4 protein-coding genes and 1 tRNA gene are annotated in these 6685 nt (G+C 74.5%); 4 read left to right on the plus strand and 1 reads right to left on the minus strand.

Annotated features, from left to right (window positions below; genetic code table 11):
• On the plus strand, positions 1–512 hold a 512-nt coding region (locus tag MHY29_RS10635), incomplete at its 5' end, for a M48 family metallopeptidase (protein ID WP_239241101.1).
• Between the two features lie 10 nt (positions 513–522).
• On the opposite strand, the gene MHY29_RS10640 is transcribed toward MHY29_RS10635, so the two are convergent.
• Positions 523–1935 (minus strand): zinc-dependent metalloprotease, encoded by a 1413-nt coding sequence (locus tag MHY29_RS10640; RefSeq protein ID WP_239241103.1) that lies wholly within the window; start codon positions 1933–1935, stop codon positions 523–525.
• 214 nt (positions 1936–2149) lie between these two features.
• On the opposite strand from MHY29_RS10640, the gene MHY29_RS12535 reads away from it, so the two are divergent.
• The 3 genes from MHY29_RS12535 to MHY29_RS10655 all read left to right on the plus strand — a co-directional run bounded on the left by MHY29_RS12535 (position 2150) and on the right by MHY29_RS10655 (position 6516).
• Complete coding sequence (locus tag MHY29_RS12535; protein WP_239241105.1) at positions 2150–3235, plus strand: S16 family serine protease; 1086 nt, start codon at positions 2150–2152, stop codon at positions 3233–3235.
• Between the two features lie 124 nt (positions 3236–3359).
• The gene (locus MHY29_RS10650; RefSeq protein ID WP_239241107.1) at positions 3360–6332 is read left to right on the plus strand and encodes a UPF0182 family protein; all 2973 of its coding nucleotides are present in this window, start codon (positions 3360–3362) and stop codon (positions 6330–6332) included.
• Between the two features lie 110 nt (positions 6333–6442).
• Positions 6443–6516: transfer RNA gene (locus MHY29_RS10655), tRNA-Met, on the plus strand.
• Positions 6517–6685 lie beyond the last annotated feature (169 nt).

Raw genomic sequence — 6685 nt, forward strand, 5'->3', positions numbered from 1 at the left:
CCGCCGCGCACCCCGCCCCGTCCGCCTCGGCCCCGTCGACCGGACTCGGCTCGGCCCCGGACCCGATGGGGGACGCGGACCCGAGGGGGGACGCGGACCTGCTGGCGCGCGCGGACGCCCTGGCCTCCGCGCACCTCGACGGCGCCGCCCCCGGCGGACGTGCACCCCGGCCGGCGTCGGTCACGTGGTCCAGTCGGCAGCGCCAGCGGTGGGGCTCCTGCACGCCCGCCCGCGGCACGATCCGTCTCTCGGCCCAGCTGCGGGGCATGCCGGACTGGGTGGTGGACGCGGTCCTCGTGCACGAGCTGGCCCACCTGAGCGAGCGCGGGCACGGGCCCCGCTTCCAGGCGCTCGTGGGCCGCCTGCCGCGCTACGCGGAGGCCATGGCGTTCCTGGCCGGCGTCACCTACGCCACGTCGCGCGGACTGCCGGGGGCGTCCCCGGCGGACGCCGACGTCGCCGACCACGCCCGCGGATGGCCGGGCGGGGACGACGACGTCGTGGAGGGGTGAGCGGGCGGGCTCAGCCCTCGTGGGGGGCGTCGCCGAAGCCGCCGTCGAGGAGCGTGCGCAGCTCGTCGTCGAGGGCGTCGGTGGAGGCCTCCGCCTCGGAGCGGCGGCGGGCGTAGCCGGCCGGGTCGTCGAGGTCCTCGGAGGTGGGCTGGCGCTCGGGGGAGGACCAGATCTGCTCGCGGTACTGCACCCCGTGCTCGGCGGTGACCGCCTCCCAGAAGACGGCCGCCTCGCGCAGGCGGCGGGGGCGCAGCTCGAGCCCGACGAGGGCGGCGAACGCCTCCTCGGCGGGGCCGCCGGAGGCGCGGCGGCGGTTCATGGTCTCGCGCAGCGCGGGGGCGGACTCCAGCGGGGCCGCCGCGGCGGCGACCACCACGTCCACCCAGCCCTCCACGAGGGCGATGAGCAGCTCGAGCTGGTCCAGGGCGGCCCGCTGCGTGGCGTCGGGCTCGGCGATGAACGAGGACCCGTTGAACACGGCCTGCATGGACTCGGGGTCCATGGGGTCCACGGACTCGGCGGCGCGCTCGATGCCCGCGGTGTCCAGGCGGATGCCGGCGGCGTACTGCTCGATCGCGGCGAACAGGTCGCGCTCCAGCCACGGGGAGTGCAGGAACAGGCGCAGGCGGGCCATCTCGCGCAGGGCCAGGTAGAGGCGCAGCTGGTCGTCCGGCACGGACAGCCCGTCCCCGAACTCCTCGATGTTCACGGGGATCAGCACGGGGGTGTGCCCGGCGATCGGCAGGCCCATGTCCGTGCCGGAGAGCACCTCCTTGCCGAGCGTGCCCACGGCGCCGCCCAGCTGCAGGCCGAACATGGTCCCGCCGAGGTTCTTCAGCATGGGCTGGAGGCCGCCGAGCACGCCGGCGTCCATCCCCTCGGGGAGCTGGCCGGGCAGCTGCTGCTCGATCGCCGCGGACATGGCGCGGGACAGGGACACCGCCACCGGCTCCGTGACGCGGCGCCAGCGGTCGGCGGTGGCCTCCACCCACTCGGCCCGGGACCAGGCCGCGCCCACGGCGCCCGTGGACTCGGTGTCCGTGACGCCGTCGAGCCACAGCTCGGCCAGGCGCAGAGCCTCGTCCACCTCGCGACGGGCGAAGGTGCCCACCACGGGGTCCTCGCCCGCCACGGCCTGGCGCGCGGACTGCCTGGCCAGCGTCCAGTTCACGGGGCCGTCGGCGCCAGGGCCGGGGTTCATCATGGCCTGGAACTGCGCCATGGCCTGCTGCAGCATCGTGGGGTCCAGTGCGGACGGGTCGAAGCCCATGCCGCCCGGTCCGCCCATCCCCTGCATCGCCTGGCGGATCTGCTCGGGGTCGGGGCCCTGCCCGCCGAACATCTGCCGGAGCATCTCCTCGAGGGGGTCGCGGGCGTCGTCGTCGCCGGAGCCGGATCCGGGGGTGCGCGGGGAGTCAGTCATGCGCCCCAGGCTATCGGCGCGCCCGCCGCCCGTGCGCGGGTCGGCCCCCGGGCGCGTCCGCCTTTCGCCCTGGGCGCACCCGCCGCCGGGGCCCACGGCCCCTCCGCCGCGCCGCCCTCGGCGCGCCCGGGTAGACTGGACCGACCCGCGCCCGCCGGCCACCGCCCGGGCGCGTGGACCGATCCGACCACCCCCGCAGGAAAGCCGGTGTCGCGTGCGAGCAGCCCCTCCCAGGCCCCGCGGCGGCTCGCGCCGTCGCCCCGGCCGGACGCCCGTCTCCGGGCGGCTCGCCCTCGGCTCGGCCGCCCTGGCGTTCGTGCTTCCCGTGCCGTACATCCTGGAGGGACCCGGCCCGGCCATCGACGTCCTGGGCGAGCAGGACGGCACCCCCGTGCTCACGGTGGAGGGCGGCACCGCCGACCCCGGCGAGGGGCGCCTGGACATGACCACCGTGCTCGTCTCCGGCCCGCCCGGCGGGACCACGGGCCTCGGCGACCTCGTCACCGCCCTCGCGGACGGCACCGTGGACGTCCAGCCGCGCGAGCTCGTGCACCCCTCCGGCGTCAGCGCGGACACGGTCGCCCAGTCCAACGCCGCGGCCATGACGGACTCCCAGGACGTCGCCACGGCGGCCGCCCTGCGGGCCCTGGGCCGCGACGTCCCCGCGCACCTGGCCGTCCATGCGACGGTCCCCGGCGCCCCGGCCGAGGGGATCCTCCGCGAGGGCGACGTGATCCTCGCCGCCGCAGGGAGGTCCGTGACGGACATGGCGGGGATCCGCGCCGCCGTCGACGCCGCCGGCCCCGGGGACCTCGCCCTGACCCTCCGCCGCGACGGCACCGAGCGGCAGGTGAGCGTGCCCGTGACCGCCGCGGACCCGGCCACCGGCCGCTCGTGGCAGCTCGGGGTCCTGCTCGAGCAGCGCTTCGACCTGCCCGTGCAGGTCGAGTTCGCGCTCGAGGACATCGGCGGTCCGTCCGCCGGGATGATGTTCGCCCTCGCGGTGATCGAGCGGCTGACCCCGGGGGACATGACCGGCGGCGCGCGGATCGCCGGCACCGGCACCATCACGGCGGACGGCGTCGTCGGCCCCATCGGGGGCATCCCGCAGAAGGTGCAGGGCGCCGCCCGGGACGGGGCCGACGTGTTCCTCGCGCCACGGGAGAACTGCGCGGACCTCGCCGGCCGCGTCCCCGCCGGGATGACCGTCTACGCCGTGGACACGCTGGCCACGGCCCGCGCCGTCGTCGAGGCCGTGGGCCGCGGCGAGCGCCCCGACGACGTGCCCACGTGCTCGTGACGCCGCCCCGCACCCGCCCCCTGACCGACCAGACCACCGCGACCGCACCGACGGGCGCGACACCACGCGGGGACCGCACGGCTCCGCAGACCGCCCCCGGACCGGGGGAGACGAAGGAGAGACTGTGAGCTTCGGACAGGAAGGCGCGGGCCCCTTCGGCGGCCCGCCCCATCACGACGGCGACGGCGGCGCGCACGCGGCGCGCCGGGTTCCCGCGGGCGGGGGCCGGCCGAGCGCGCTGCTGCTGACCGTGATCGCGGTGGCCGCGCTCGTGGCCCTCTACATGCTGTTCACGCAGGTGTACACGGAGGTGCTCTGGTTCGACCAGCTCGGCTTCTCCGAGGTGTTCTGGACCGAGGTCCTCACCAAGGCGGCCCTGTTCGTCGTCGCCGGCGCGGTGATGGCCCTGGCCGTGTGGCTGTCCCTGCGCACCGCCTGGCGGCACCGGCCCGGCACGGCGGGCGCGGACGGCCGGGACTCCCTCAGCCGGGCCCGGCGTCAGCTCGAGCCGATGCGCCGGCTCGTCTGGGCGGCCCTGCCGGCGGTCCTGGGCCTGTTCGCCGGCTCGGCCGCGATGAACGGCTGGAAGACCGTCCAACTGTTCCTCCACCAGGTGCCCTACGGCAAGGCCGATCCGGAGTTCGGGCTGGACCTGATGTTCTACCTGGCCACGCTGCCGTTCCTGACGATGGCGGTCGGCTACCTGATCTCGGTGGTGCTGGTCGCCGGCCTCGCGGGCCTCGCCGTGCACTACCTCTACGGGGCCCTCGGCGTCGGCGACGACGGCCGGGTGCACGTCTCCGTCCCGGCCCGCGTGCACCTGGGCGTGCTCGCCGGCCTGTTCCTGCTGCTGCAGGCGGCCACGTTCTGGCTCAATCGCTACCGCACCCTCCAGTCCCAGGCGGGGAACTGGGCCGGCGCCATGTACACGGACGTCAACGCCGCGATCCCCACGTCCGCGATCCTGGCGGTGACGGCGGCGCTCGTGGCCGCCCTGTTCGTGTGGGCGGCCTTCACGGGCCGCTTCCGCCTGCCGCTGGTGGGGGCGGCGGTGCTCGTCATCACGGCGCTCGTGGTGGGGACGGCCTACCCGTACGTCGTGCAGCAGTACCAGGTGAAGCCGTCCGAGCGGACCCTCGAGTCCCCGTACATCGCCCGCAACATCGAGATGACCCGCGAGGCCTACGGCCTGGACCAGGTCCAGGTGGCGAACTACGAGGGCACCACTGACGCGCAGGCCGGGGACCTGAAGGGGGAGGAGGCCAACACGGCGAACGTGCGCCTGATGGACCCCAACCTCATCTCGCAGACCTTCGGGCAGCTGCAGCAGTTCCGCCCGTACTACGCGTTCCCCGGCACCCTGCACGTGGACCGCTACGAGGTCGACGGACAGACCCGGGACACCATCCTCGCCGCGCGCGACGTGAACGTGGACCCGGAGCAGTCCTGGGTGAACCGGCACACCATCTACACGCACGGCTACGGCGTGGTCGCCGCGGACGCCTCCGCGGTGGGTGCGGGCGGCAGGCCGCAGTGGATGCTCTCCGAGATCCCCTCGCGCGGCGTCCTGGGCGACGACTCGACCTACGAGCCTCGCATCTACTTCGGCCTGAACTCCCCGGCGTACTCGGTGGTCGGCGCCCCGGAGGGTGCGCCCGCCGTCGAGCGCGACCGCCCCCAGACCGCCGACTCCACGGACGACACGGCCTACACCTTCCAGGGCGACGGCGGCCCCTCCGTGGGCGGGCTGTTCAACCGGCTCGCCTACGCGGTGAAGTTCGGGTCCCCGGAGCTCGTGCTGTCCTCCGACGTGAACGAGGCCTCGCAGATCCTCTACGACCGCGACCCCGTGGACCGCGTGGCCAAGGTGGCCCCCTACCTCACGGTGGACACCGCCCCCTACCCGGCGATCGTGGGCGGGCGCGTGAAGTGGATCGTGGACGCCTACACGACGTCGGACCAGTTCCCGTACTCGACCGCCCAGCAGCTGGGCGAGGCCACGCAGGACTCCCTCAGCGAGGGCCAGGCCGCCGCGCTGCAGGGCCGGGTGAACTACATCCGCAACTCCGTGAAGGCCACCGTGGACGCCTACGACGGCTCCGTGGAGCTCTACGCGTGGGACGCCGAGGACCCGTTGCTGAAGTCCTGGCAGGGCGTGTACCCGGCCAGCCTGAAGCCGTACTCGGAGATGTCCGCGGCCCTGTTGGACCACGTGCGCTACCCCGAGGACATGTTCAAGGTGCAGCGCGAGCTGCTGGGCCGCTACCACGTGACCAATCCGGGCGACTTCTACGAGAACAACGACGCCTGGTCCGTGCCGTCCGACCCGACCACCGACAAGGACGTCAAGCAGCCGCCGTACTACATGTCCCTGCGGCTGCCCGGCCAGGAGGAGACCGCGTTCTCGTTGACGAGCACCTACATCCCGCAGATCACCGACAACGGCCAGCAGCGCAACGTGCTCTACGGCTTCCTCTCCGCCGACGGCGACGCCGGCACGGGCAGGGACGGCGAGCGGGCGCCGGGCTACGGCACGCTGCGACTCCTCGAGCTGCCCCGGTCCACCACGGTGCCCGGCCCCGGGCAGGCGCAGGCGAACTTCGACTCCAACGCGCAGGTCTCCCAGGAACTGAACCTGCTGCGGCAGGGAGCCTCGGAGGTGCTCAACGGCAACATGATCACCCTGCCCGTGGCCGGGGGCATCCTCTACGTCCAGCCGGTGTACGTCCGCTCCTCCGGCGGGACCACCTACCCGACGCTGCGCAAGGTGCTCGTGTCCTTCGGGGACAAGGTCGGGTTCGCCGACACCCTGGACGAGGCGCTGAACCAGGTGTTCGGCGGCGACTCGGGCGCCACCACGCCCGACGCCGGGGAACCGGCCCAGGAGCCGCGGGGCACCGCGGAGGAGGAGCTCAGCTCTGCGCTTGCGGAGGCCCAGGACGCGCTGGCCGAGGGCCAGGAGCGTCTGGCTCAGGGCGACTGGGCGGGCTACGGCGAGCAGCAGACCCGCCTGAACGAGGCGCTCAAGCGCGCCACCGCCGCCGACGACGCCGCCAAGGGCGCCCAGGAGTCCGCAGACCCGGCGCCCGAGGGCTGAGCCGCCCCGCCGTCCGCGCGGCCCACGACGGGCGCGTGGACGGCGGGTGGCCGCCGGCTGACCCCGATTTGAACTCTCCGCGACGATGTGTGTATAGTTCTATCTGTCGCCGCGGGGTGGAGCAGTTCGGTAGCTCGCCGGGCTCATAACCCGGAGGCCGCAGGTTCAAATCCTGCCCCCGCAACGAGAAAGACCCCCAGGACTCCGGTCCTGGGGGTCTTCTGCATGTCCGGCTCCCGCGCGTTGTTCCCCTAGGACGTCCGCCGACTCGTCCGGGTCCGGCGCTCACGGGCGCATCGACGCCCTCAGATGATCGGATGCGGCCGAGTGGGGGGGGGGGGGCTGTGAGCGCG

The organism is Micrococcus sp. ACRRV, assembly GCF_022346985.1.
GTDB lineage: Bacteria > Actinomycetota > Actinomycetes > Actinomycetales > Micrococcaceae > Micrococcus > Micrococcus porci.